This window comes from Zunongwangia pacifica, from assembly GCF_023499215.1.
In the GTDB taxonomy this organism is placed as follows: domain Bacteria; phylum Bacteroidota; class Bacteroidia; order Flavobacteriales; family Flavobacteriaceae; genus Zunongwangia; species Zunongwangia pacifica.
The window spans coordinates 1-23,583 of record NZ_JAKHSK010000014.1; the positions used below are offsets into that span (position 1 = coordinate 1).

23 protein-coding genes are annotated in these 23,583 nt (G+C 36.5%); 5 read left to right on the forward strand and 18 right to left on the reverse strand.

Annotated elements, in window-relative coordinates; genetic code table 11:
* A partial coding sequence (locus tag L1967_RS10985; RefSeq protein ID WP_249601675.1) for a transposase occupies positions 1 to 515 on the reverse strand: 515 nt, incomplete at its 3' end.
* A gap of 193 nt (positions 516 to 708) precedes the next feature.
* On the opposite strand from L1967_RS10985, the gene L1967_RS10990 reads away from it, so the two are divergent.
* The gene (locus L1967_RS10990; RefSeq protein WP_249601676.1) at positions 709 to 2,979 is read left to right on the forward strand and encodes a serine hydrolase domain-containing protein; all 2,271 of its coding nucleotides are present in this window, start codon (positions 709 to 711) and stop codon (positions 2,977 to 2,979) included.
* A 101-nt stretch (positions 2,980 to 3,080) separates the two neighbouring features.
* Positions 3,081 to 3,221: a hypothetical protein gene (locus L1967_RS10995; RefSeq protein ID WP_249601677.1), complete on the forward strand. Its 141-nt coding sequence runs from the start codon at positions 3,081 to 3,083 to the stop codon at positions 3,219 to 3,221.
* Positions 3,222 to 3,393: 172 nt separating this feature from the next.
* Here L1967_RS10995 and L1967_RS11000 read toward each other — a convergent pair whose 3' ends face one another.
* The 9 genes from L1967_RS11000 to L1967_RS11040 all read right to left on the reverse strand — a co-directional run bounded on the left by L1967_RS11000 (position 3,394) and on the right by L1967_RS11040 (position 11,126).
* Positions 3,394 to 4,542: an MFS transporter gene (locus tag L1967_RS11000; protein WP_249601678.1), complete on the reverse strand. Its 1,149-nt coding sequence runs from the start codon at positions 4,540 to 4,542 to the stop codon at positions 3,394 to 3,396.
* Between the two features lie 292 nt (positions 4,543 to 4,834).
* Entirely contained in the window at positions 4,835 to 5,296 is a 462-nt protein-coding gene (locus L1967_RS11005) for a heme-binding domain-containing protein (protein WP_249601679.1), read from the reverse strand.
* A gap of 58 nt (positions 5,297 to 5,354) precedes the next feature.
* Positions 5,355 to 6,695 carry a DUF3570 domain-containing protein gene (locus tag L1967_RS11010; protein ID WP_249601774.1) on the reverse strand — a complete coding sequence of 447 codons (1,341 nt, stop codon included), beginning with the start codon at positions 6,693 to 6,695 and terminating at the stop codon, positions 5,355 to 5,357.
* Positions 6,686 to 6,898, reverse strand: coding sequence for a DUF4266 domain-containing protein (locus L1967_RS11015; RefSeq protein WP_249601680.1), 213 nt, complete (start codon positions 6,896 to 6,898; stop codon positions 6,686 to 6,688). The genes L1967_RS11010 and L1967_RS11015 overlap by 10 nt, the downstream gene beginning before the upstream one ends.
* On the reverse strand, positions 6,895 to 7,881 hold the full coding sequence (locus tag L1967_RS11020) for an FAD:protein FMN transferase (RefSeq protein WP_249601681.1): 987 nt from the start codon (positions 7,879 to 7,881) through the stop codon (positions 6,895 to 6,897). Before L1967_RS11020 ends, L1967_RS11015 begins: the two co-directional genes overlap by 4 nt.
* Positions 7,881 to 8,318 (reverse strand): thioredoxin family protein, encoded by a 438-nt coding sequence (locus tag L1967_RS11025; RefSeq protein ID WP_249601682.1) that lies wholly within the window; start codon positions 8,316 to 8,318, stop codon positions 7,881 to 7,883. Before L1967_RS11025 ends, L1967_RS11020 begins: the two co-directional genes overlap by 1 nt.
* Before the next feature lie 15 nt (positions 8,319 to 8,333).
* The gene (locus L1967_RS11030; RefSeq protein ID WP_249601683.1) at positions 8,334 to 8,960 is read right to left on the reverse strand and encodes an HD domain-containing protein; all 627 of its coding nucleotides are present in this window, start codon (positions 8,958 to 8,960) and stop codon (positions 8,334 to 8,336) included.
* Between the two features lie 124 nt (positions 8,961 to 9,084).
* A complete protein-coding gene (locus tag L1967_RS11035; protein ID WP_249601684.1) occupies positions 9,085 to 10,461 on the reverse strand; it encodes a sensor histidine kinase in 1,377 nt (458 codons plus the stop codon).
* A complete protein-coding gene (locus L1967_RS11040; protein WP_249601685.1) occupies positions 10,458 to 11,126 on the reverse strand; it encodes a response regulator transcription factor in 669 nt (222 codons plus the stop codon). The genes L1967_RS11035 and L1967_RS11040 overlap by 4 nt, the downstream gene beginning before the upstream one ends.
* Positions 11,127 to 11,453: 327 nt before the next feature.
* Here L1967_RS11040 and L1967_RS11045 point away from each other — a divergent pair, with 327 nt between their 5' ends.
* Both L1967_RS11045 and hemN read left to right on the forward strand, forming a co-directional pair.
* Positions 11,454 to 11,735: a hypothetical protein gene (locus L1967_RS11045; RefSeq protein WP_249601686.1), complete on the forward strand. Its 282-nt coding sequence runs from the start codon at positions 11,454 to 11,456 to the stop codon at positions 11,733 to 11,735.
* Positions 11,736 to 13,097, forward strand: a complete 1,362-nt coding sequence (gene hemN, locus L1967_RS11050) for an oxygen-independent coproporphyrinogen III oxidase (protein ID WP_249601775.1) — start codon at positions 11,736 to 11,738, stop codon at positions 13,095 to 13,097. It abuts the gene before it with no gap.
* Positions 13,098 to 13,778: 681 nt separating this feature from the next.
* Here hemN and L1967_RS11055 read toward each other — a convergent pair.
* From L1967_RS11055 to L1967_RS11090, 8 genes are all read right to left on the reverse strand, one after another.
* Positions 13,779 to 14,519, reverse strand: coding sequence for a sulfite exporter TauE/SafE family protein (locus L1967_RS11055; protein WP_249601687.1), 741 nt, complete (start codon positions 14,517 to 14,519; stop codon positions 13,779 to 13,781).
* Between the two features lie 2 nt (positions 14,520 to 14,521).
* On the reverse strand, positions 14,522 to 14,962 hold the full coding sequence (locus L1967_RS11060) for a FixH family protein (protein ID WP_249601688.1): 441 nt from the start codon (positions 14,960 to 14,962) through the stop codon (positions 14,522 to 14,524).
* Between the two features lie 12 nt (positions 14,963 to 14,974).
* A complete protein-coding gene (gene ccoG / locus L1967_RS11065; protein WP_249601689.1) occupies positions 14,975 to 16,396 on the reverse strand; it encodes a cytochrome c oxidase accessory protein CcoG in 1,422 nt (473 codons plus the stop codon).
* 68 nt (positions 16,397 to 16,464) lie between these two features.
* Entirely contained in the window at positions 16,465 to 17,442 is a 978-nt protein-coding gene (locus L1967_RS11070; RefSeq protein WP_249601690.1) for a cbb3-type cytochrome c oxidase N-terminal domain-containing protein, read from the reverse strand.
* Complete coding sequence (locus tag L1967_RS11075) at positions 17,439 to 17,624, reverse strand: CcoQ/FixQ family Cbb3-type cytochrome c oxidase assembly chaperone (protein WP_249601691.1); 186 nt, start codon at positions 17,622 to 17,624, stop codon at positions 17,439 to 17,441. Before L1967_RS11075 ends, L1967_RS11070 begins: the two co-directional genes overlap by 4 nt.
* Before the next feature lie 36 nt (positions 17,625 to 17,660).
* Positions 17,661 to 19,898 (reverse strand): cytochrome-c oxidase, cbb3-type subunit I, encoded by a 2,238-nt coding sequence (ccoN, locus tag L1967_RS11080; protein WP_249601692.1) that lies wholly within the window; start codon positions 19,896 to 19,898, stop codon positions 17,661 to 17,663.
* 15 nt (positions 19,899 to 19,913) lie between these two features.
* Positions 19,914 to 20,093: a cbb3-type cytochrome oxidase assembly protein CcoS gene (ccoS, locus tag L1967_RS11085; protein WP_249601693.1), complete on the reverse strand. Its 180-nt coding sequence runs from the start codon at positions 20,091 to 20,093 to the stop codon at positions 19,914 to 19,916.
* A 90-nt stretch (positions 20,094 to 20,183) separates the two neighbouring features.
* The gene (locus L1967_RS11090; RefSeq protein ID WP_249601694.1) at positions 20,184 to 22,598 is read right to left on the reverse strand and encodes a heavy metal translocating P-type ATPase; all 2,415 of its coding nucleotides are present in this window, start codon (positions 22,596 to 22,598) and stop codon (positions 20,184 to 20,186) included.
* Positions 22,599 to 22,725: 127 nt separating this feature from the next.
* Between L1967_RS11090 and L1967_RS11095 the strand changes: the two genes are divergently transcribed.
* Complete coding sequence (locus L1967_RS11095; RefSeq protein ID WP_249601695.1) at positions 22,726 to 23,427, forward strand: Crp/Fnr family transcriptional regulator; 702 nt, start codon at positions 22,726 to 22,728, stop codon at positions 23,425 to 23,427.
* Positions 23,428 to 23,583 lie beyond the last annotated feature (156 nt).

Genomic DNA, 23,583 nt, shown 5'->3' on the forward strand with positions numbered 1-23,583 from the left:
ACCCTACGCAGGTGAGATTCCAGTTCTTCCTCAGGTACTTTTAGTTCCAGAGTGTCCATCGAAGCGTTGGCCTTTACCGGGGCACTGTCGATAGCCTGGGTATGTCCGCTCACCATCCCGGTTTCTACACAAAGCGTGAACACTTTAGTAAAAACCGATTCAAACACATCTTCGGGGAACAACTGTCGCGTGCGGCTGATGGTTGAATGCCAAGGTAGCCCTTCATCTATATCATAGCCTATAAAATACAGGATATCCAGTCGCATACTGCAATGCTCTATTAACTTGCGGTCACTGATGATATTCTCTAAATAACCCACTAAACAGAACTTAAAAAATACAACAGGATCTATACTCTTTTGCCCACTACTGCCGTAAAAGCCACGCGTAAGTTCATAAAGAAAATCCAGGTTCAAAGCATCCTTTAAACGCCGGTAGAAATTGGTGGACGGCACTCGGTCACTCAACCGAAAACTGTTGAAAAGCTGTTCCTGATATACTTTTTTTCCTTGCATACCATGAAATTACAACTCAACTGTAAATTAAGTATAACCCGTATGTTAGCTTTTTGCTAACTTGTGCAACAGGCACATAATATATAACGGTTAAAAATGTAAAAAATTATTTTGTAACCAGTTTTTCTATTTGGCGTCTTATATGTGCGCCTTTTAATAACCAACCAACATGACCTTAATTAAACCATCAATCATGAAAAAACAATACCCATTACTTTTTTTATTTTTTATTCTGAATTTAGCCCCAATAGCTGCTCAGCAAAAATTGAAGCTAAACCACCCCATTTCTGCAACCTTACAAACTTCAGAAGACACCAAATCTTTTACCATAGCTTTAGATTCGGCTTACTTTGTTTACGGTAAAATCGATCAAACCAGTGTAGATGGTGTCGTTAAATTATATTCTGAAGAAAATAAATTATTGGAAGAATTTGACGAATCTGGAAAAGGCCCAGACTACTTCAGTTTTACCACCAGTAAAAGGGGCAACTATCGCTTAGAGGTGGCACCATTCAAAAAAGATTCTGGCAGCTTTAGTATCGAAATCTTAACGGCAGAGCCTCTGGCAAAAACGCCAGAAGGAAAGGTAGATCAATTACTTATTGGTTATACCGGTGATGTTCCCGGAGCCGAAGTTCTGGTCATCAAAGACGGGAAAACACTGTTAGAAAAAGCCTACGGGATGTCTAATCTTAGCTATAAGATTCCGTTTAAAACCACTACGCCAACCAATATAGGATCTACTTCTAAGCAGTTTACCGCGATGGCTATTTTATTGCTACAACAGCGGGGAAAACTAAATATCGATGATGATATAAGAAAATATATCCCTGAATTACCTGAATTTGAACAAAAAGTGACGCTACGTAACTTCCTAACCCATACCAATGGTTATCGTGAGTTTTTAAACCTTTTTGCCCTTACCGGAAGTGATCTTACCCTTCCTATTAGCGAACAACAAATTATTAGAAGTATTCAAAATCAGTCAAAATTACAAAACGAACCGGGAACAAAATTCAATTATAATAACACCGGATTTATTTTGCTTAGTCTGGTCGTAGAACGAGTGACCGATACTCCTTTCCCACAATGGATGAAAGAGAACATTTTTAAATCTTTAAATATGAAGGATACTCGTGTTAGAGCTTCTAATGACGAAATTATCCCAAATCGTGCTGCCGGTTATAAAATTGGAGACTCCGGTGAATATGTAGAGGTTGAAGATTTACAGTATTCTCGTGGAGCGGGCGGAATTTACACCACCCTACCCGATTTAAAAAACTGGATCAAAAACTTTAAATCCCATCAATTGGGAGGAGAAGAAATTTATAAGGCCATGACAACACCTTTTGTATTAAAAGATGGCGATACGCTGGATTATGGCTTCGGACTTTCTATTGATAAATACCATAACAAAAACAGAATTCATCATGGCGGTGCAGATAATGCCCACCGATCTATGTTAATGTATTTCCCAGAATTTGATGCTGCTGTAATTACTGAAAGTAATAATGCTTCCTTCAACAGTGCAGGTATGGCCAATAAGATTGCCGATATTTATTTTGAAGACGAATTTAATACCTCAAAAAAACTAAAGGACGGCGAATACGACATTGCAAAATTTGAAAAACTGGTTGGTGAATATGCTCTGGATGAAGCACCCAATTTTATTCTGAATTTTATGAAAGAAGGTGACCGAATTTATACCCAGGCAACCGGACAGCCCGAAATAGATCTTATTGCCGAATCGGATTCGGTTTTTAAAATTAAAGGCATAGATGCACGTGTAAAATTCAACCTAAATGAAGATGGCAGCGCAAACACGTTAACGCTAATGCAAAATGGTATTCATACGGCCACCAGGATTTCTTCAGAAAAACCTGCTGAGGATTTTGTTTATGATACTTCAAAATTCAACAAACTTTTAGGGAAATATGCCTTAGAAGAAATGAAATCTTTTATCATGATTTTTATGAAAGATGAAGACCGAATTTATGCACAGGCTACCGGGCAACCTGAGTTTGATCTTATTGCCGAATCAGACTCCTTATTTAAAATAAAAGGAGTGAATGCACGGGTTAAATTTCATCTTAACGAAAACGGAACGGCAGATTCGCTAACCTTAATTCAAAATGGATTGCATACAGCGAAGAAAATAGAAACTTCAGAAAAAGTAGAACTCGAAAATTTTACCGGAAGTTTTTATAGCAGTGAAATTGAAACCGTTTATCACATCAATTTAAAAGACGATCACTTAGAAATTTCTAGCTTTTTATTTCCTGAAAATTTAAAATTAGAATATACCACTGAAGATACCTTTGCTACAGGATTTCCTGTACAAGCCTTAAAATTTATACGAAACAGTAAAGATGAAATTATTGGATTTGAAGTGGATAATGGTAGAACCAGCGGAGTACGATTCGATAAAATGAATACAGCGTTTCTAATAGAACAACCAGAATAATACATTATTACTTATCCATCAAAAAGGGGGAATATTCCCCCTTTTGGTATTCTTAAAAATAGCTTAATTTCACACAATTGACCAACCAAACTTTACCTACCATGAAAAAAATTACGAAAAGAGACGTAAAATTTGCCCTATTGGGATTCTTTTCCTTTTTTGTTATTAACCTTATTTTAAATTCTGAAGCTTTTATAGAAGGTTATAATGAAGGTAAAGCCTATTTTGAAACCAATGAATAGTCATGAAGGCTTTCTTAAAAAATAATATCTCGATTTTAAGCCTTTGCTTTCTGCTTTTGCTATACTTGCTTCTTATGCTTTTTAATTTTAAAGATGAAAAGCGTAAAAGCTTTTTACATGAAAGCCCTTCTATTACTCCTGCTACGATCAAGGCTAAAATTGTTAGCCAGGATTAACTATTTTGAAGTTTTTCCTGTCTTTTAAAAAACCTTCGTGAAATAGGATAAAGCATTAACCCGGCAAGTAAGAACAGTAAAAAAGCAATTTTTAATCCAAATAATTCAGCCAAATATCCTACCAACGGCGGGCCCAGCAACATACCGGTTACACTGTAAGTTGTAACAATCGAGATGGCCATACCAGGACTGTATTTTGGCGATTCTCCTGCCAGTCCCATCGTCATTGGCATTACAGCAGCTATTCCTAAACCTACCACGCTAAATCCTATCAAAGCGGGCCAAAAATGTGGAAATAAAACCACGGTTAAAACACCGCAAACAACCATTAAAGAGCTGACGATATAGGTTTTTGGCATTCCAATTTTTTCTACTATCAAATCTGAGAAAAAACGTGAAAGTGCCATAAAAACCATAAAGGTAAGATAGCCTAAGGTAAAAATTTCTTCGCCTACCACTTCTTTAAAATACACTCCGCTCCAATCAAACATACCACCTTCACATAACGCAGCAAAGAACACCATAAGTCCTAAAATAAAAATGTATCCATCGGGCTTGCCTAATTTTAGTTTACTACCACCGGTTGTTTTGTCGTTACGAAGTAAAAAACTAAAACTACTCCCTATAGACACCAGGCTTACCAAAGCCACAATACTAAGATGCATTGGCATCTCTACGCCAAATTTTACCATAAAAGTAGATAGTGCCACACCTACGATACCACCGCAGCTCCATGCCGCATGAAAAGAACCAATAATCTTACGAAGAAAAGATTTTTGTAAACTTATCGATTGGGTATTCATTGCTATGTTCATTATTCGCATGGCAAAAGCAAAAAAGAACATACTAATCATTAAACTATAAATACTGGAAGACCATCCAATACCGGCTAACGACAAGGAAATAAGAATAATCCCGGCAAAAAGCGGACTACGACTATCGAATTTTGATACCAGCCATCCCGAAATTGGTAAACCTACGATATTGCCAAACGGCATTACTAAAAGCAAACTCCCTAATTCGGCTTCGCTAAGATCATATAATTCTTTTACCGACGGAATCCTGGAGGCCCAGGTAGAAAACGAAATTCCGCTAATAAAAAAGCAAATGCTTAAGGCGATACGATGTTTATGTCTTGCTTCCATTTTTTTTGCAATAAAAAAGCAAATATCAGCAATTACTATAACATAAACTTCACAGAAATTAGCTTTAATGCTTACAAAAGAAACTCATAATAACAGTTTACTCGATTATCGAGATGAAACGTCCCAATAGCTCTTGGGTTGCGCCGAACCAAAAGATAATTTTCTAAAAACAGTCCATAGACTTATACCAAGGTAGTCTACTTAAAAGGTGATCAATTTTTATCCTGAATTACCACTATAAAAAAAGCCCAGCAATATCAAATGGCCAGGCTTTTTTTACTGATAATAGTAGCTATTTCGGCTCATAATTTCTTACCCAATCCAGTAATAACTGCTTTTGTGCTTCAGTGATTTTAGCCTCTTCGTGCAACCAAACATAAGAATCTAAAGGCATTTTACCTCGTTCCACCTCTTCCCCTATTTCCTCGACTTTATGTGCTTTTTTTTCCGTAGATAATTTTGCCCATTCAGAAAAATTTAGATGCTTCTTCCCGTCTTTTACATGACTATCCAAAAAGAAATTTACCGGCGTAATTTCACTATACCATGGATATTTAGTGTTATTAGAGTGACAATCGTAGCACGAAGTCATTAAAATCCTGGAGATATCTCTCGGCAGATCTTCGACTTTTAAAATATCGTTATTCGATATTTCTTTGGAAATGTTTTTTGACGGTTTAAAAAATTGAAGTGCAACAATAACAAGTACCATACTTATTAAAAATATACTTGAAATTTTCTTCTTACCAGACATAATTAATAGGATTTAGTTAGCGTATTACCTTTTAAACTGTGATAGTTGTTGAAAAATACTACGGAATTATAAAATTAATCCCCAAAGAAACCAATCCCGAGTTTAGACCTGAATTCCGTTCGTAGTAAAGATACCTAAGATCGATACTTTTTAAATGTAAACTCCAGATATTGAAATTGGTAAATATATCGGTATAGTTTACCCCAAAGCCAAACTGATTTGCATTGAATTCTGAAAGATCATAATCTGAGGTATAAAATTCTTCGTTAGAACGATGCGCCTCGTACCCCGCAAAATAATCGGCAGCCGTTTGCGTATAATACCGATATGACGGATAAAGCGTAAATTTGCTACCTAGTTTTATTGGTACTTCCAGGCTTGCGGTATGCGATTGTATGCCCCAATCGTCGTTATAATAACGGTAATAACCACGCAGAACAAAAGTTTCGTTTAGATAATAATTTAGACGACCACCAACAGCGATTTTAAACCTGGTATCGGGTAATTGTTCTATAGCATCAGCCAACTGGAAATTCTGAATAAATGAATCGGCTACATCTGCAAAATACACCCGCTGAAAAGGCGTCGATAAAAGTCCGTTTTGGCTTACCAGGTCTAGTGCCACTGATCCTTGCAGTCGCTCACTAAGAATCTGGGAAAAATTTAATCCAAAAGCATACGAATTTCGACCTTTATCGGCAAATTCTGTAAACCGCGGGTTATAGTCTGGATTTCCTGTAATCGAATTTCGCTGAAATAAACCATCATTTAAACCGGCTCCGTTTTCACCAAAAGGTCTTAATTCAATTGGATAAATGGGCTTCCAGGTGTCCAGATAGATCTTGGTGTGTAGGGTAAGTTCCGTATTTTTTTCATTAAATAACTTTGTGAAACTTCCACCAAAACCTACTGAAAAATAATCATATTCACTGGCCACAGACGCATTTGCTGTCCAGATAGTATTACGATTATCTGAACTATGGCTATAGGTACCATTAATATTCGCCCAGGTATCTCCTTTAGATGCTCCTGAAGAGGCTGTAAAAGGATCTGCTTGCCCAGAGCCATCAAACGGATTAATATTACTGGAAGATGCCGAAGTATATGCTGAAACACCGGCATCTATCGTTAAAACATCATCTGCATTTAAAGGGATCGAAACTACAATGGTTGGCGTAAAATCGGTAAGTTCCTCTGTTCCTTTACCGCCAGATACGGCTGCATTATCCCCATCCTGAGAATAATAACTGCTTAGAAAGTCGATTTCAGTATTTTCTAAAACTCTTTTCTTGTAGCCTTCGCCCTCTCCAGAAGACGATTGCTCTTGCTGAGCCATTAAAAAATTGGCATTTAAAATGCCCAAAATCGCTATAATACTATATTGAAATTTTAATTGCATCCGCATCCTCCGCCAGTTTTACCTCCATTTGCGCCAGAAGCCGCTTCTCTATACGAATGGAAATTTGTTTGAAACCGATCTACTTTTTTTGCTCCCAAAACCATATCAGGATCATTGATATACACTTTTTCATATTCTTTAATAACCGAACACGAAACGGTGCAACAGGCTATTACCGCCAGCATCACTACTTTTTTTATCATTTAGTCGCTATTTCAATATGATCTGAAGTATGGATATTTCCTTCAGCATCGATAATTATACATTCTATTTTTGGTAACTGATTTATTCGGTTTAGCCCTACATCTTTTCCCATCACAAATACCGACGTTGCCAGAGCATCTGCCAATTCGGCTTTAGGAGCAAAAACGGTCACACTAATAATCCCGGTAGCCGGATATCCCGTTCTTGGATCGATAATATGCGCATAGCGAGTTCCGTTAAATTCTACGAACTTTTCGTAATCGCCAGAAGTTACTACTGCTTCATTTTTAATAGGCAACAAGGCAAAAGCTTTGTTCTTATCCATGGGATTGGTAATGGCAACCTTCCAGTTTTCTCCATTGGTTTGTTTCCCCCAGGTATTCATATCGCCAGAGGCATTAATAATCCCGGCAACAACACCTTTACGTTGCAATAAATCTTTGGCCCTATCTGCTGCATATCCCTTACCAATGGCTCCAAAACCAATTTTCATTCCCGGTAATTTTAGAAAAACGGTTTTTTCGGCATCATCCAGCACAATATTGTGATAGCCTACTTTTGATACTGAACTTTTAATATCTTCTTTGGAAGGCATCTGCGTCATACTACCATCAAACTTCCAGATTTTATCCATAGAAGCATACGTAATATCAAAAGCACCATCGGTAAGTTTTGATATTCCTATCGCTCTTTTTATAAGATCAAACAGCTCCTGACTAACTTTTACAGGTTTTATCCCGGCATTAGCATTTACCAAGGAAGTTTCTGAATGTGGATCCCAGGATGAAATTCGCTTTTCTATACGGGTAATTTCAGCAACAGCCATATCGATATCATGATTAGCCGTGACGCTATCTTTAGCGACCACCGTAATATCAAAGCGACTTCCCATAAGTTTTAAGGTTCGCTTAATGGTTTGCTGCGCACTTACGGATACAGAAAACATTAATAAAAGCACTAAAAACAATCCTGCTTTCTTCATTATCTTACAAAGTTATCGAGCATCGCTATATATTGTTTTACTTCCGTTTTTTGATAGCCTGCCTGTCCCAAGACTTTTCCCGATTTGTCCAAAACCACTACAAAAGGAAAATAGCCGTTAGTGTTGTACATTTCGGCTAATTTATTGTTCTTTTCCTGCTGTTCTGGTGATAGTTCATTTTTATTTTTCCGCGGAAAATCGGCTTTCAGCATCACATAGTTTTTCTTGGCATAATCTTTAAACTCTGCTGTGCTCCAAATTTCTTTATCTAACTTTATACAGGGCGCGCACCAATCTGATCCCTGAAAAACAAGAATAATAGGTTTGTCTTCTTTAGCCGCTTCTTTTTTTGCTTCGGCAAAATCGGTCTTCCAATCCTGAGCTAATAAAAACTGCGTGGAAAAAACGCAAATAACAATAAGCAGTATTTTTTTCATTTTTAAAATTCGTTGTTAGGCAAAATTGGCGTTTATTTTTAATGATGCCGATTTTGTGATTTGTACTAATTTGCTTTTTAAGAAATTGATATTCTTACACTTTCCCTGTGCCAGTATTGTTTTCCCATAATGGGTAAAAAAGTGCTGTTGACTTAAAAACTGAATATTAAGCCGAAGCCAGCTTTCTTCACAATATTGCTCCTGAAGCTTTTCTTCCCATTCTTTTCTTAATAATTGATTACGACCAATAAATTTTGAAGTTCCTAAATGAAAAATATCCGCATCACAAAGAATCTCGGCTTCCAAAGAACATGGCGCTTGTGGCATGTGGGTAGACTGAATACAAGTTGTCACTATTTTAATCTTTTCTAAAGGCCAATCCCGGGCAGATAGAAATTGGTAGGCGAATAGGGCGCTATATTTTTCATGCTCTTTATAGGATTGTAAAAAGCCGGTATCGTGAAACCATCCTGCAATAATTATCGGTTCTAAAAACGTTGCAGAAAGTCCCATCGATTCTCCAATGGTTTTAATATTGGCAACCACGTCGTGCGTATGTTCCAGATTATGAAAAGACATTTCTTTACAAGATTGCGAAGAAAGTAATTCTTCACAATATGATTTTACTTCATCAATCAACATATATCAAAAAAATTAGTTGAAGTAATTTTATCTCATCATACGTATTTAATTCCCTAACGTTCTTTATGATTATAAAAGTAAATGGTTTACCTAAAAATAAACTAAGTCTTTTCTTAAGATTCGCTTAAAAATGGATGGTGAAAGTGGTGCCTCTATTTTTAATACTGCTTACTTCTATTTTTGCACCAATGGCCTGCGCTGCCTTTTGTACAATAGAAAGTCCTAAACCGGTACCTTTTATATGCTTATGTTCTAAACCTTCTGATCTAAAAAATGGATTAAAAATTTTAGGAATATCTTCTTCTTTAATCCCAATTCCCTCGTCAATGATCTTTACGACCGGTTTGGAATTTTTCTTTTTTAAATCGATGATTAAAGTAGAACCAGAATAAGCGTATTTAATAGCATTTTCTAAAACGTTATTTAAAATAGCATATCCATAATAGGCATGGATCTGAAAGTTATTAACTTCTTTGGCATTAAAGACCAACTGAATGTTCTTTTTCTTCAGTTTTGCTGTATATTCATTAATCACCTGATCGATAAGGGAAACAATTTCTGTTTCCCTGCTGTTATCAATACTATGGCCTTCGTCATTTCTGGCTAAAAACAATAACTGCTCGATAATAATACTCATCCTATCAATTTCACCAAGACTATAATTAATTTTATCTTCATAGTCCTCGCGGGTTCGTTCCTTTCTTATTAAAACTTCTAAAGTTCCTCTAATTGAAGAAATGGGGGTCCTTAACTCGTGAGAGGCATCACTGGTAAATTGACGTTCTCTTTGTATGGCCGACTCTATACGGTCTAAAAGACCATTGATAGACATAGAAAGATCATAAAGTTCATCTTTATTCTCGGGAAGCTGGACTCTTTTTTTTAGATGCTCCCTGCTTATATAATTAGTCGTTTGCGTTATCTCTTTAATTGGTTGTATACTACGACCTGCTAAAAATCTGGAAATAAAAAATAATCCTAATAAAATAAGCGGATAAAAAAACAGAAGTACTTTAGCTAACCTGGTTATTACCTGTTGGGAAGCTTCAAAAGACATGGCGGTAACGATGTATCCATATTTTTTTCCGTCTTTTGTAAAAGGCACCTGCACCTGCCTAATAAGCTTATCTTTTAGATAAGTATTGTAATGCTCATAGTCTGGGTGCTTTTCTGAAAAAGGTAGAACATCATCTTTAAGATTTGGCGCTTTATCTGTAATTACGCTACCTGTACTATCCATTATCTGAACAAAAACGGGATTCACCTGAACTTCACGATGCTCTCGTTCTTCCCACTCTTCTTTGTCCCAAAAAACAGGTTTTCCATTTTCCAGCTTTGTTTCCTGTAGATGAATATCTGCCTCATAATTTAGGTCCTCATCAAGATTTTGATAAACGGCCTCCTTCACTAAAATAAAAACCACACAAAAAGCAAATGCTACGATAAGTGCTGTAGCCAGCATATAATAAAATGCGATGCGATCTTTAAATTTTAGCTTCATAATTCTTTAGCAATATAACCAACACCTCTAACCGTTTGAATATAATTTTCGTCCTGATCTAGATCTAATTTACGGCGTAAGGCGTTGATGTAAACATCGATGACGCCTGTATTATAGCTGAAATTGATGTCCCAAACTTTCTCTATAATCTTAGTACGTGTACACACGCGTTCCTTATTACGAATTAAATACTCCAGCAAAGCAAATTCTTTAAGGGTGAGGTTTACTTCTTTTCCGCTTTTAAATGCCTGGTGGGTACTTGTATTTAATTCTATAGATCCCAAAGAAAAGATCGTATGCTCTCCAGATTTTGGGCGTAGTTGTACTTTAATTCTTTCTAATAGTTCTTCAAAATGGAATGGTTTTTTTATATAATCGTTTGCTCCACTTTGTAAGCCAAATATCGTCTCGTCTACAGTATCTTTAGCCGTTAAAAAAAGAACAGGGGTTTCTTTATCTTCTTTTCTAAATTGCCGGCATATCTCTATCCCGCTTAAGCCAGGGAGCATCCAATCTAAAAGCAAGAGGTCGTACTTTCCTGTAAGTGCCATTTCCAGCCCCTTTTTGCCGTTATCAGAAATGTCTACGGCAAAGGATTCTTCTTCTAAGCCCTGCTTTAGAAATCCAGAGATACCTGTTTCGTCTTCTACTATTAGAATTCTCATAATACAAAATTGCTATTAATCCTTTAAATTGGCTTTAGCCTTGCCTTAAGATTGGCTTAAAATTGCGGTTTTTATAATTTCAGAAAAAACCTTTATTGCAATGTAATCAATATTCAACTTTTTAGTCACCTCATTTTATAAGATCGATTAAAAGGAAGGTAGAATGCTCTTCTTCAGGATATAAAAAAGTTTCGAATCGCCAAGATAACTTCATTATGAAAAGAGCCTTTTTAAAATTTCAGAAAAAAAAATTCCAAACTGACAATTATCATATTTTACGACGAGCTTCTACGATAATTTTGGGATATAATTAAAAATCCTCGAGTTATGACTATTTATGCAAAATTAAACAAAGAATTTAGTCAGAATTTTTTAGGCTATTCAGCTTTAGCCATGATCGTTTCTACATGTTTAGGAGGGATCGCAATTATGACCACTTTAATGCATGGCCATGCGGCATTACAAATGTTTTTGGTTTTTATTAGTGTTGCTATTTGTAGCGCCCATAATGCATCGATTTTAACTGTGCAAAAACCAAGTGTGGTTTTTCACTTATTTACGGCAAGTGTTTTAATTAACACTTTACTAATTATAGGAAACAGCATATAAATCATGCAATCGTTGGTAAATAAATATAATGTAGCCGGTCCAAGGTACACAAGCTATCCAACCGTGCCGTATTGGGATGATGCTTCTTTTTCATTAAAAGAGTGGAAAGAATGTTTAAAAAGAAGCTATGTAGAAAGTAAGCACAACGGTATAAGCCTATACATTCATCTCCCATATTGTGAAAGTATGTGTACCTTTTGCGGCTGCAATAAAAGAATTACTAAAAATCACCTGGTTGAAATCCCATATATCAAATCTCTTTTGATAGAGTGGGATTTGTATGTTTCGTTATTTGAAGAAACACCAAAGATTTCAGAATTACATATTGGTGGTGGTACTCCTACTTTCTTTTCGTCGGAAAACTTACAGCTGCTTATTGAAGGATTATTTAAAGATCCTAATGATCGTGCTACTGCGAAACTAAGTTTTGAAGGGCATCCTAATAACACCACCCATAAACACCTTGAAGTTTTGGCTAATCTTGGTTTTAGCCGGGTAAGTTTTGGTGTGCAGGATTATAACCTAAAAGTTCAAAAGGCCATTAATAGAGTACAACCTTTTGAAAATGTACAAAAGGTAACCACCCTTGCCAGGCAGGCAGGTTACACTTCTATAGGGCACGATATTATTTTCGGATTGCCTTTTCAAACTACCGCTGATATAGAGAATACCATAAACCTTACTAAAAAATTGAGGCCAGAGCGTATCGCTTTTTACAGTTATGCTCACGTGCCATGGATAAAAGGTAACGGCCAGCGCGGTTTTAAGGATGAAGACCTTCCTACTGCTGAAGAAAAAAGGGCCCAGTTTGAACTTGGTAAGCAACTTTTATTAGATGCCGGTTATATAGAGATTGGCATGGATCATTTTGCGCTTCCTGAAGATGAACTGGCAAAGAGCCTTGAGCAAAAAACGATTCACCGAAATTTTATGGGCTATACCACGGCTACCACACAATTGATGGTTGGCCTGGGCGTCTCGGCAATTGGCGATTCCTGGTATGCCTTTGGACAAAATGTAAAAAACATAGAAGAATATAATAGTTTAATTGAAGGAGGCATTTTCCCTATTTATCGCGGACATATTCTTAGTCCTGAAGATTTAATTATCAGAAAACATATTCTTAACCTGATGTGCAAACTGGAAACAAGTTGGGTAGACAAAAATTTGCAGTTTCCAGAATTGCCTGATGTGATTATAAAACTATCTGAAATGCAAGAAGACGGATTATTAAAAATCCTCAATAATAAAATTGAGATTACAGAAAAAGGTAGGCCCTTTGTTCGAAATGTTTGTATGGCTTTTGATCTTAGGCTTCAACGAAAAAAACCTGATACTAAACTATTTTCCATGACAATTTAAATTCTGTCTTCTTTAAACCAGAGGCTTTCTTTTAACGCTCTTAACCTAACCATAAGATTTCGGGGATTTTCTGATTGGAAGGTAGGATATCGTTTTGGGAAGCCTCTTTTTATATTGCTTAGCTAAGAGTTAAAATTTTGAAAGTTCAAGGTTTGAGACAAAACTTTAGAATTTTAAAGTATATCTCTAAAAGTTCGAGGCTCCAAATAAAATTAAAAGCAAATTTATCTATTGATATTGAGCTTAGTATTTACTACTTATTTAAGCTTTTCTCAGAATGATATTAGTATCGGAAAATCTGAAATTTTACATTCAGATATCTTAAATGAAGATGGGCCACTTGAAATTCACCTCCCTAAAAATATAAATATTCTGATAAAGATTATCCGGTTTTATATCTACTTTACAGTTATTATAACTTTACCAATACGGTTGGTATCGCATAATTTCTTTATTTAAATCGATTAATTCCTAAAATGATTATTGTAGGCGTTAGAAATACTGATCGTAATAGAGATTTAACCACAGATTCTTCACAGTTAAGTAAAGAGCAAAAGGATAGGATTTCTTTCTATCATTTAAAATTAAGCATTAAAACTCAACATTTTCAATCCTGATTTTTGATTCTTTGGTCTTTACTTGATCTTCCAGATTCTAGCAGCGAAGCGGTCTAATTTCTAATTATAAGTCTTTTTCAAAAGAAATCTGCACGGGTTTGTGACATTCGATTTTGGCATCTACTTTGTCTTTGGCCATTGCCGGGGAGAGATAAGGAATATTTAGGCCAGCGCCACGAAGTATAAATAGAAAGCCCGTTAAAACAATGAATATCGGGATAAGCTTTCTTATTTTTTCACGGGTTTTTACCCCGCCAGAAAGCTTACCTGATAACAATACGGCTGTCGTCATCAGTGGAATGGTACCCAAGCCAAAAAACACCATGTATAATGCCCCAAAACCGGCATTAGCTTCGGCTACGGCACCAAGCATCGCCATATAAACGAGTCCGCATGGTAAAAAGCCATTCAGCATGCCTATAGAAAGAAAAGTATCTGGCGATTTTTTCTTTAAACCGGCACCAATTTTAGATTTTAACCGACTTATAATGCTAAAAAAAGGACTGCCAATTTTATCGAATTTCATGCTTCCAAAGGAAAGAATAACCGTTAAGATCATTAAAACTCCAATGGCTATGGATAGTTTTTGTTGGGCTGCAAAAAGATTTAATCCTTTTCCTAACAAACCGAATAATAGCCCGATGACAGCATAGGATAATATTCGGCCAAAATGATATAGAAATAATTGAAGGAACATCAGCGGTTTTTTATCCCTGTTTAAAGGTAATAGAAACGCAATGGGACCGCACATCCCTATGCAGTGAAAACTACCTAAAAGTCCGAATATCAAACCGCTAATAAGCATATCTAATAGGTAATGGATTTTTTAAATAAAACCTCTTTTCCCTGATAGGTCATTTCTACTGAAATATCCCAACGCCCATCGATTAATTGCTCTTTCGGAATAACTATTTTACCTTCAGATAATTTTAGCGGAATGGTAAAATCAAGTTTCTTGTTTGAAGGTCGATATAAACTTACGGTTCCATTAATAGCACCTCTGGTTTTAGGAAAAGTAAGTTCGTAACCTTTTGTTGTTTTTTTTCCAGTAATTTCTTCAGAAAAAAGGCTTAGGTTTTTCTCTGCATCGATTTCCTGCTGAAAGTGCAATTCTTTTCCGTAGTAATCTTCTACTACCAGATCATGCTCATATTTTTTGTCGGTACTCATTTTTATCACAAAAAACATGATAAAACCTATAAAGCAGCACATGCCAATTACGAGTCCGGTTCCCCAATTAAATTTCATAATTCTGTCTTTTTATCGATAACTACGTGGGCCAAGAAAATTGGTTGTGGTAGTTTCTATTAATTCATTATTACTGTAAACGCCTATTTTTAGCTTTTCTTTCTCTCCTTTTAAAGAGGCGGCTGGTATCTCGATAAATAATGTACCTTCAGCAAATCCTTGTTTTGGTACAATTAAGCTATCACTTTTTACCAATCGTACTTCACCTTTATGAGAAATTAATTTTAGCTGAACATTATCAATATCTTTAGTCGTTTTATTGACCAGTTTAAAGGTAAATACATTGCTAATCCTATTATTCTCCTGATGTTCGTAAAGTTGCCCTGGTAAACGAAGGATTCTGGCTTCTACATCGTTCCTTAGAAATAACATTCCTGTTAAAACCCCTATTAAAATTACTAAAACCGAAGTGTAGCCTTTTAACCTGGCTGTAAATTTGAATTTGGCTTTTTTCTCGATATTTTCTTCACTGGCATAACGAATAAGTCCTTTAGGAAGATCAACCGCATCCATCATCGCATCGCAGGCATCGATACAGGCAGTACAATTTACACATTCTAGCTGCGTACCGTTTCTAATATCGATCCCGGTGGGACAAACCTGTACACATTGTAAACAATCAATACAATCACCTTTTCCGGTAGCTGGACGATCTTCATTTTTTCTGAATTTAGCTCGTCCTTTTTCTTTTTCCCCACGTTTATGATCGTAGGCTACAATGATCGATCTGTTATCCAGCAATACGCCCTGAAGCCTACCATAAGGACAGGCAATAATACACACCTGCTCTCTAAACCACGCGAAAATAAAGTAGAAAACACCGGTAAAAATAAGCAGGGAAATAAAGGTGCTTATATTTTCTGCAGGTCCTTCAGTGATATATTCTAAAAGTTTGTCACTGCTTATTAAATAGGCTAAAAAGATATTTGCGATTAAGAATGAAATGATGAAGAAAATTGTCCATTTTAGACCTTTTTTCCAGATCTTTTCAGTATTCCAGGGTTGTTTTGCCAACCGTATTTGTTTACCGCGATCACCTTCTATCCAATATTCGATTCGGCGAAAAACCATTTCCATAAAAATAGTTTGTGGGCAAATCCAGCCACAAAATATTCTACCAAAGGCCACGGTAAATAAAATCACGAAGACTACCCCTATAATCATCATGATCACCACCAAATAAAAATCCTGGGGCCAGAAAGGATATCCAAAAAAGTTGAAACGGCGTTCTAATACATTAAAAAGCAGAAACTGGTTGCCGTTAATTTTTAAAAAAGGAGCAGTAAATAATATGGCCAGCAGTAGATAACTTACCAGCTTACGATATTTGTAAAATTTACCAGAAGGTTTTTTAGGAAAGATCCATGCTCTTTTACCTTCCTGGTCGATTGTACCAATAGAATCTCTAAAATTATTTTCGGGGATCTTGCTCATAACATAGGCTCACTAATGTGAGTAATTAACCAGAGCCGACTTTAAAAGGCCGACTCTGGATATTTGTTTTATTCTTTCAATTCTTTCTCTACCGCTCCATCTTCCATCATTACTTTTAAAGAAGTTGAATCGGCTGAGACTTCTACATCTGCTTCCTTTACAGGAGCATTTTCATCTACCCACAGGTCTCCCTGTGGTTCTTTAGGATCAGCCGGTGTGGTACCGTGTAGGCTAAGTACATAGCTGGCTACTTGGGCGATTTCCCCCGGTTTTAAATCTGTTTTCCAGGATACCATTCCTTTTCCAGGACGCCCTCCTTCAGAAATAGTGTTGAAAACATTTTTAATACCACCACCCAGTATCCAGTAGTCGTCGGTTAAGTTAGGCCCAATACCACCACCGGCATCTTCCTTATGACATGCAACACAGTTACCCGCAAATATGGCTGAACCTGCTTTGATGTCTTCCTCACCGGTTAGCAGTTCTACTGTGTTTGCATCTATTAAATCTTTGGCTGTCTTTTTATATTCTTCGATCGCTTTTTTAGCTGATGCTACCTCTGCGATATACTCTTCTTTTTGATCGGGTGCTCCAAAAACGTGATGTCTTACCAAATATACTGCGGCAAATACCATTGTTGCGTAAAATCCATACAACCACCATGGGGGTAGGTTATTGTCCAGCTCTCTAATCCCATCGTAATTGTGATCCAGAATAATTTCGTCTTCTTCTTCAACTGGTTTACTATCGTTTATTTTTTTCCAGAACGCTTTTAGTTTAGAAAAACGGTTCTTTTTTCTTAAAGCCTGTTGCTGAAGGTAACGCTCCTGAGCTTCTGGAGTTAAACTTCTAAATAATACTGAAGTAATACTGGCCAGTACAACTTCCATCGCAATTCCAAAAACCATTAAGATCCCAAGAACCGCCCAAATGACCGGATATTCAATAAACGCCCATTCTTCTGAAGTTTCTACCGTAAGTTCCAGAAAAATAAATGCAAGAACAGTAATTGCGATAACTCTTAAATATGATGCCGTATTTCTCATAATACCTCTTGATTATCGTCCTCTAAAGGAATGTTACTCACTTGTTTTATATGTTCTTTCTTCGCCGTGATTACCCATCCAAAAAGAGCGACGAAAAAAATGAAGAATATCAGCAGAGATATCATGGGGTACACCGCTACCCCATCGATATTTTCCAGATTTCCTTTTATAAATTTTAGCATGATTTAGTTTTTTGATGTTATAACTTTAGCTGTATTTTATTTGATAGCTCCTAAGCCATCTTCTGTTTCCCCAAGAATTTCGGCTTCCTGCTCTTCATCTACATTCTTCACTTTAATATCTGTACCTAAGCGTTGCAGATAAGCGATTAGCGCAACAATCTCTCGATTACGCATCTCTACGAATTCCTCACCATTTTCTTTAGCATAAGCTTTATCTGCCTCATAGGTTTTGGCAAAATCTGGATCACTATAAAGGTTTTCCTCTATTTTTTTACCTTGCTCTGCCATCCACTCTTGCGCTCTATCGATCTCGGCCTGGGTATAAGGTACGCCCAGACTTACCATCGCTTCCATTTTATCTTCGGTAGACGATTTGTCCAGCTCTCTATTTAGTAACCATTTATACGATGGCATAATAGAACCCGAAGAGGTACTTTGTGGATCGTAAAGGTGATTTAAATGCCAGTTATCGGAATATTTACCTCCAACCCTGAACAAATCGGGACCAGTTCGTTTACTACCCCATAAGAATGGGTGGTCATAAACATATTCACCAGATTTAGAGTATTCACCATAACGCTCTACTTCACTACGGAAAGGACGAATCATTTGCGAGTGACAGCTTACACATCCTTCACGAATATAAAGGTCACGACCTTCTAGCTCTAGCGGAGTATATGGTTTTACACTTGAAATCACTGGAACATATTCATCTACCATCAACGAAGGTATAATCTGAACCATACCACCAATCAAGATCGCGATAGTAGCGAAAATGGTTAATTTTACCGGTCTTCTTTCTAACCAGGTATGATACCCTTCTTTTGCAGTTCTCTTACTGGTAATTTTAGCAAGAGGAGCAGCTTCAGCTAATTCATCGGTAACTTTACTTCCCTGTTTTGCTGTTTTGTATACGTTATAAAGTGCAATAAATGCTCCTACGATAAATAAACTACCTCCAATCGCTCTCATCCAGTACATTGGGATAATTTCGGTAAGCGTTTCTAAGAAGTTACCATACGTTAAGGTACCATCAGGATTAAACTGTTTCCACATAGAAGCTTGTACAAATCCTGCCACGTACATTGGTAACGCATACATCACAATACCAAGGGTACCGATCCAGAAATGTGCATTTGCTAATTTTATAGACCAAAGTTTAGTCTTAAATAACCTTGGTACCAACCAGTAGATCATACCAAAAGTTAAAAAGCCATTCCATGCTAAAGCGCCAACGTGAACGTGAGCAATCACCCAGTCACTAAAGTGTGCAATGGCATTTACGTTTTTAAGCGAAAGCATTGGCCCTTCGAAAGTTGCCATACCATAACCAGTAATTGCAACCACCATAAATTTAAGAACAGGATCTGTTCTTACCTTATCCCAGGCTCCACGAAGAGTTAATAATCCATTAATCATCCCTCCCCAGGATGGTGCGATTAACATTACCGAGAAAGCTACCCCTAAATTTTGCGCCCAATCTGGCAAAGCTGAATATAATAAGTGGTGCGGCCCAGCCCAGATGTATATAAAAATTAATGACCAGAAGTGAACAATCGATAATCGATAAGAATAAACAGGTCTATTGGCAGCCTTAGGAACAAAATAATACATTAATCCAAGAAAAGGAGTAGTAAGGAAAAAAGCTACCGCATTATGCCCATACCACCATTGTACTAAAGCATCTTGAACCCCGGCATAAACCGAGTAACTTTTTAGGGCACTTACCGGTAACTCTATACTGTTTACAATATGTAAAACGGCTACGGTTACAAAAGTAGCCAGGTAAAACCATATTGCTACATATAAATGGCGTTGTCTACGTTTTAAGATTGTACCAATTAAGTTAGCACCAAAAGCTACCCAAACTAAAGCAATTGCTATATCGATGGGCCATTCCAGTTCAGCATATTCTTTAGAAGTAGTATAGCCTAAAGGTAAGGTTAAGGCTGCTGCCACGATGATCGCCTGCCAACCCCAAAAGTTGAAGTTACTAAGTGCATCGTTCCACATCCTTGCTTTTAAAAGACGCTGGCTAGAATAATAAACTCCAGCGAAAATGGCGTTTCCTACGAAGGCAAAAATCACGGCATTGGTATGCAAGGGTCGTAAACGCCCAAAACTAAGCCACGAAATACCATCGGTTACATTAGGAAACAAAAACATAAAAGCAAGTAATAGCCCTACGCTCATTCCCACAATACCCCAAAAAATGGTCGCATTGATAAATTTCCTTACGATCTTGTTGTCGTAATAAAACTGCTCTTTTTCCATAAGATTATAAACAAATTATTTATCGGTGATTTTAGAATTTTCCTTACTGTCAATAACTTCATCTTCAAATAGCATTCTTACTGACGGCGTATAGGTGTCGTCGTACTGACCTCTTTTTACCGATATGATAAAGGCGATAAAAAAGACGACCGCTACTACAACACTTATACTTAGCAATACGTAGATGATGTTCATGGGATTTCCTAATTTTTTGTAAAAGTATTATGTGTCCTGCTGGCAAAAAATGACATTTATCAGGTTTTACTGATAATTAAGTTCAGTTTACTATAATTTGCTTTTAGCATAACTTTTTAAGATTCTTTTTGCTGAATACTGTGAACTTATCGTGGTAAAAGCCACAATACTTATAGAACTTAAAGGCATTAAAATCGCTGCAACAATAGGCGACAAATGCCCTGTAACCGCAAAACCAAGACCTACCAGATTATAGAAAAGTGATAGTAAAAAGCTTAATTTTATAATACGGTGGCCGCTATTTGCCAGGGTAAAAAACTGACCAATCTTACCAAAAACCGAAGCATCTAAAATGGCATCACAAGCTGGAGAAAACACATTAATATTTTCTGAAATAACTACACCAACATCACTTTGCTTTAATGCCCCGGCATCGTTTAACCCATCCCCAATCATCATTACCGACCGGCCTTCTTCCTGAAGTTTTTTAATAAACTGCAATTTATCCTGTGGTTTTTGGTTAAAACTCATTTTGGTGCTTAATGGTAATAGCTTTTCAAGGCTTTTACGTTCGCCATCATTATCTCCAGAAAGCACAAATAATTGCTTGCTTTTACCTAAAGCTTTAAACAATTGTCCAACATCTTCCCTATATTCATTCTTTAAAATATATCGGCCTTTATAATGATTATTGGTACTAATATGAACGGCAGTTTGGTTAAGTTGCTCCTGTATCGATTCACTATTTTCAGCAACATATCGAAAAGCCCCTATTTTTATCGAATTTTGGTCTGCTGAAGCTTCCATTCCTTTCCCCACTTCTTCATTAAAAGAATCTAAGGTTTTTATATCGTTTTGCTCTAAAATTTCATATAACGATCGGCTTAATGGATGGTTAGAAGCTCTTAGCGTACTATTAAGCAATGATTTTTCTTCTTCAGAAAGCAAATCCCCCTCGTAAGTGATCATATTTCTTTTGGTTGAAGTGAGTGTCCCAGTTTTATCGAAAACCACCGCATCGATATTGGCCATTTTCTCGATAATATTTGCTTCTTTTAAATAGAATTTATGCTGACCAAAAATCCGGAGTAAATTCCCTAAAGTAAAAGGTGCAGCCAGCGCCAGTGCACATGGGCAGGCGATAATAAGCACCGCCGTAAATACCTGTGGTATCATCGCAGGATCGATAAAATACCAGGCTACCGTGGCTAAAATCGATATGCTTAAAATCGCTTTTGTAAAATAACCACTTATCTTATTGGTAAGATCCTGAAAGCTTCCTTTAAAGTTTTTATCGAAAACCTCATTATTCCATAACTGTGTTAAATATGATTGTTCTACCGGTTTTAGCACTTCTACCTGAAGTAAACCCGCGGTTTGTTTTCCACCGGCATAAATTTTATCGCCATTTTTAATCGAAACCGGCACAGCTTCTCCGGTCACGAAACTATAATCTATTAAAGCTTCTCCTTCTAGTAATCTGGCATCTACAGGAATTAATTCGTTGTTTCTAATCAGGATCTTATCACCTTTTCTAAGCTTATACACTTCTACCTGTTCTTCGTTTTGATTTTGGGTATTTGGATGATTAATTCTGGTGACACCAATAGGAAAATACGATTTGTAATCCCGCTCAAAAGAAAGATAAGAATAGGTTTTTTGCTGAAAGAACCTTCCCAGTAATAAGAAGAATACAAGGCCCGAAAGGCTATCAAAAAATCCGGTCCCCATATCAAAAACCACTTCAAAACTACTTCTTAAAAACAACACGGTAATTCCTAAAGCTATGGGGACATCGATGTTTAAAATTCCAGATTTTAAGCCTTTAAATGCTGAAATAAAATAGGTACTTGCCGAATAAAATACTACCGGCAAACTAAAGGCAAACATCAGCCATCGAAACACATATTTAAACTGATCCAGCCAAAATTCTTTAACTTCAAAATACTCCGGAAACGATAAAAACATGATATTCCCAAAAGCAAAACCGGCAACCCCAAGTTTGTAGATTAAACTTCGGTCGATATTGCGCTCTTTTTTATCGCTATCTGAAAGTGAAATATAAGGCTCATAGCCTAATTTACACAGTAGCTCTACTAACTGTAAAAACGTAATTTTTTCCGCAGAAAAATGAACTCTTAAGGTTTTTTCGGGAAAATTAACCTGCGAGTTTTTAATGCCGGGGTGAAGTTTAGAAAGATTCTCTAACACCCAAATACAGGAACTGCAATGAATTTCTGGAATAAGCAGGTTTACAATGCAAACCTCAGTACTTTTAAATTCAAGCAGTTTCTCTACAATTTCATCATTTTGTAGAAAATCAAATTTTCCTAATTGAGTTTTAGGAGAAATTCCAGGGCGTTCATCAAGAGCGTAATAATAATCGAGATCATTGCTACTTAAAATTTCGTAAACTGTTTTACAACCATTACAGCAAAAATCTTTATTATCATAAACAAGGGCGTCGCTTTTACAAGCTTCACCACAGTGGTAACATGATTTCATATTCTGCACAACTTAACCGTGGTACAAAGATTCTTTATTTATAGAAATTAAAATATGATAAATATCAGTTGCGCTAAATGCTTACCTTTGTGAAACCAAAATTGTAACCCATAACCGAGGCTTCAGTATGAAAACCACTGAAAAAACCAGATGCGAAAGTTGCATCATAAGGCAGTTTAATGCGTTAAAGGCTTTTACTAAGGATGAATTAAAAGTTATTTCAGACCACAAAGTCACTAAAAATTTTAAAAAAGGGGATCTGATTTTTAAGGAAGGGGAAAAATTAAACGGCGTATTTTGTGTTAGGGATGGTGCCTCTAAACTTTCTAAACTTAGTGAAAACGGAAAGCACCAAATCGTAAAAATCGCTAAAAAAGGAGAGATTTTGGGTCAGCGGTCTGTGGTGGCAGACGAGCAAACAAATCTTAGTGCAACTGCCCTTAACGATACCTCGATGTGTTACATCCCAAAACAACTCATCATCGATAAGATTAACCAGAATCCTGAATTTACCAGAAATCTTTTAAAGATCATGGCATCAGATCTTCGGGAATCAGATAATTTTATTGTAAACATGTCCCAGCATAACGTAAAACAACGAATTGCTGAGGCCTTACTATATCTTGAAACCAATTTTGGTACCGACGATGAGGGATTTTTAGCGGTAAACCTTTCTAGAGAAGATTTGGCCAATGTCGTTGGAACTGCAACCGAAAGTTGTATCAGGCTCTTAGCCGAGTTGAAAAAAGAAAAATTTATAGCAACAAAAGCAAAAAAGACTAAAATAGAAGATAAAAAAGGGCTTGAAGACATGATAAATGGCTTTTAGGCTTCCTACTGAAACCTAAAAACCATTGTTATTTTTCATTCCAAAACTTTCCCTAAGGATAATTATGTTGCGATGGCTATGATTAAAATTAGCAAAAATTGTAATTGATTTCTATAAGAGATTTAACCAAATAATTTGCAAGAAATCATTACATAA

Coding starts and splice junctions, on each gene's coding strand:
- L1967_RS10990 (WP_249601676.1), top strand. CDS start 709: ATGAAAAAACAATACCCATTACTTTTTTTATTTTTTATTCTGAATTTA.
- L1967_RS10995 (WP_249601677.1), top strand. CDS start 3,081: ATGAAAAAAATTACGAAAAGAGACGTAAAATTTGCCCTATTGGGATTC.
- L1967_RS11000 (WP_249601678.1), bottom strand. CDS start 4,542: ATGGAAGCAAGACATAAACATCGTATCGCCTTAAGCATTTGCTTTTTT.
- L1967_RS11005 (WP_249601679.1), bottom strand. CDS start 5,296: ATGTCTGGTAAGAAGAAAATTTCAAGTATATTTTTAATAAGTATGGTA.
- L1967_RS11010 (WP_249601774.1), bottom strand. CDS start 6,695: ATGCAATTAAAATTTCAATATAGTATTATAGCGATTTTGGGCATTTTA.
- L1967_RS11015 (WP_249601680.1), bottom strand. CDS start 6,898: ATGATAAAAAAAGTAGTGATGCTGGCGGTAATAGCCTGTTGCACCGTT.
- L1967_RS11020 (WP_249601681.1), bottom strand. CDS start 7,881: ATGAAGAAAGCAGGATTGTTTTTAGTGCTTTTATTAATGTTTTCTGTA.
- L1967_RS11025 (WP_249601682.1), bottom strand. CDS start 8,318: ATGAAAAAAATACTGCTTATTGTTATTTGCGTTTTTTCCACGCAGTTT.
- L1967_RS11030 (WP_249601683.1), bottom strand. CDS start 8,960: ATGTTGATTGATGAAGTAAAATCATATTGTGAAGAATTACTTTCTTCG.
- L1967_RS11035 (WP_249601684.1), bottom strand. CDS start 10,461: ATGAAGCTAAAATTTAAAGATCGCATCGCATTTTATTATATGCTGGCT.
- L1967_RS11040 (WP_249601685.1), bottom strand. CDS start 11,126: ATGAGAATTCTAATAGTAGAAGACGAAACAGGTATCTCTGGATTTCTA.
- L1967_RS11045 (WP_249601686.1), top strand. CDS start 11,454: ATGACTATTTATGCAAAATTAAACAAAGAATTTAGTCAGAATTTTTTA.
- L1967_RS11055 (WP_249601687.1), bottom strand. CDS start 14,519: ATGCTTATTAGCGGTTTGATATTCGGACTTTTAGGTAGTTTTCACTGC.
- L1967_RS11060 (WP_249601688.1), bottom strand. CDS start 14,962: ATGAAATTTAATTGGGGAACCGGACTCGTAATTGGCATGTGCTGCTTT.
- ccoG (WP_249601689.1), bottom strand. CDS start 16,396: ATGAGCAAGATCCCCGAAAATAATTTTAGAGATTCTATTGGTACAATC.
- L1967_RS11070 (WP_249601690.1), bottom strand. CDS start 17,442: ATGAGAAATACGGCATCATATTTAAGAGTTATCGCAATTACTGTTCTT.
- L1967_RS11075 (WP_249601691.1), bottom strand. CDS start 17,624: ATGCTAAAATTTATAAAAGGAAATCTGGAAAATATCGATGGGGTAGCG.
- ccoN (WP_249601692.1), bottom strand. CDS start 19,898: ATGGAAAAAGAGCAGTTTTATTACGACAACAAGATCGTAAGGAAATTT.
- ccoS (WP_249601693.1), bottom strand. CDS start 20,093: ATGAACATCATCTACGTATTGCTAAGTATAAGTGTTGTAGTAGCGGTC.
- L1967_RS11090 (WP_249601694.1), bottom strand. CDS start 22,598: ATGAAATCATGTTACCACTGTGGTGAAGCTTGTAAAAGCGACGCCCTT.
- L1967_RS11095 (WP_249601695.1), top strand. CDS start 22,726: ATGAAAACCACTGAAAAAACCAGATGCGAAAGTTGCATCATAAGGCAG.